The organism is Butyricicoccus sp. (assembly GCF_050872565.1).
Classification (GTDB): Bacteria; Bacillota; Clostridia; order Oscillospirales; family Butyricicoccaceae; genus Butyricicoccus_A.
In genome coordinates this window covers 1-1,919 of record NZ_JBNMHC010000396.1, presented here as the reverse complement: position 1 = coordinate 1,919, position 1,919 = coordinate 1, and the positions used below count along the sequence as shown (strand labels likewise).

Annotated in this window: 3 protein-coding genes; 2 read left to right on the top strand and 1 reads right to left on the bottom strand. The window is 49.4% G+C overall.

The annotated features are described in order from the left end of the window. Positions 1-326, bottom strand: a 326-nt coding sequence (locus ACR0P9_RS11790; protein WP_432620383.1) for a pyridoxal-phosphate dependent enzyme, incomplete at its 3' end; no start/stop codon positions are given. 142 nt (positions 327-468) lie between these two features. On the opposite strand from ACR0P9_RS11790, the gene ACR0P9_RS11785 reads away from it, so the two are divergent. Together ACR0P9_RS11785 and ACR0P9_RS11780 are read left to right on the top strand one after the other, a co-directional pair. After that, positions 469-1,032: a FumA C-terminus/TtdB family hydratase beta subunit gene (locus ACR0P9_RS11785; RefSeq protein ID WP_432620381.1), complete on the top strand. Its 564-nt coding sequence runs from the start codon at positions 469-471 to the stop codon at positions 1,030-1,032. 240 nt (positions 1,033-1,272) lie between these two features. After that, the coding region (locus ACR0P9_RS11780) for a 4Fe-4S binding protein (RefSeq protein ID WP_432620379.1) at positions 1,273-1,919 on the top strand (647 nt) is incomplete at its 3' end.

The window sequence follows — 1,919 nt, the reverse complement described above, 5'->3', positions numbered from 1 at the left end:
GCGGAAACCTTGGCAATCGGGGTAGAACGCGGCATACAAATCGTAGCCGGAATGCCAATCTGTCTTGCGGCAAAAGCAACACCCTGTGCGTGGTTGCCTGCGGAAGAAGCGATGACAGATTTGAGTCCGCCTGCCTCGTACAGCTTCATAATCTTGTTGTATGCGCCGCGCACCTTAAAGGAGCCGGTCTTCTGCTGGTTCTCACACTTCAGAAATACCTCTGCGCCGGTCATGCCGGAGAAGGTAGTCGAAGAGGAGAGCGGGATATTGTGTACGACAGGCTGCAGACGCTGTGCAGCTTCGTCGATGTCTTTGATGGTAATCATCGGTAATTATTCCTCCTATTTTATTTTGATTCCGTTTCATTGTATCATTCCTATATGAGGAATTCAAGGGATTTGGTTGTATTTCAAAAACTTCCCTGTTATAATGAAATAAGAATAAAATAATAGGAAACGAGGTTATTCGATGGCACATTATGACTTGAAAACATCGCAGCTGCGCGATTATGTTGGAATACTCAAGGCGGGAGATACCGTGTCTTTGACGGGTACCGTGTACACCGCACGCGATGCGGCGCATAAAAAGATTCTGGCAGCACTGGAAAATGGCGAGCAGGTACCGTTTGATATTCAGGATTCCGTGGTTTATTATGCAGGCCCGACACCGGCAAAGCCGGGTCAGGTGATCGGTTCCTGTGGTCCGACAACTTCCGGTCGTATGGATCCGTTCTCTCCGACTCTCATTGAGAAGGGTCAGGTATGTATGATTGGCAAGGGTGTGCGCAACCAGAAGGTACATGATGCGATGCAGAAGTACGGCTGCGTTTATATGGTTGCCATCGGCGGCGCAGGTGCAGTGATTGCGGATTCTGTCAAGTCGTTGGAAGTCGTTGCCTATGATGAGCTGGGCTGCGAGTCGGTCAAGCGTCTGACGGTTGAGAATTTCCCGGCAATTGTATCCATGGATGCACAGGGCGGCAGTCTGTATGCAACCGGCATTGCACAGTTCCGTACAGCGGACAAAGACTGATGAAATTTTGTCGGAAATTTCTGTAAAACTTGTGAAAATAGACATGGCCAGCGGAATATTCCGGCAAGTTGATAAACAATGAATCAAAAAAGTCAAAGTAATTGCTCAGTGAAGGAATGAATAGCAAAAAGCATCCGGCGAAAAGGGCGCGGGGTATGATTGACAAGTAACATTTGTTACGATACAATACATTTGTTAAGAATAAAACAAGCTCGCATTTTGGGAAGAGGAGAGGCGTGCATGAGAAGTTTTGAGACCGACGTCCAAAAGATAAAATATAAGGTACTTCGTGCAGTGGCGGAACACGCGCTGAACGAAAAAATGGAAGATGTGTACTATTCCGTTCCGCTTGAGGTTATTCCGGGCAAAAAGCCGACGATGCGCTGCTGTATTTATAAGGAGCGCGCAATTGTTGGTGAGCGCGTGCACACAGCACTGGGCGGAGACCGCGGCGACAGCGTCATTCAGGTTATTGATATTGCCTGCGACGAATGTCCGGTAGACCGTTACACGGTCAGCAATGCCTGTCGCGGCTGTCTGGCACATCGCTGTATGAAGGCCTGTCCAAAGGGCGCGATCAGCAGAACCAAATCCGGCAAGATGGAAATTGACCCGGAGAAATGTATTCACTGCGGCCGCTGTGCCAAGGCCTGTCCATACGAAGCAATTACCGAGAACGTTCGTCCGTGTGAGCGCGCCTGCAAGGTCGGCGCAATCAAGATGAACGATGTGCAGAAGGCAGAAATCAACTATGACAAGTGCATCAGCTGTGGTGCCTGCGTGTTCCAGTGTCCGTTTGGCGCAGTGGTGGACAATTCTTCCATTGTCGATGCGATTAAGCTGCTTCAGCAGGCGGATCATCGCGGCTATTATACCGTAGCGATTGT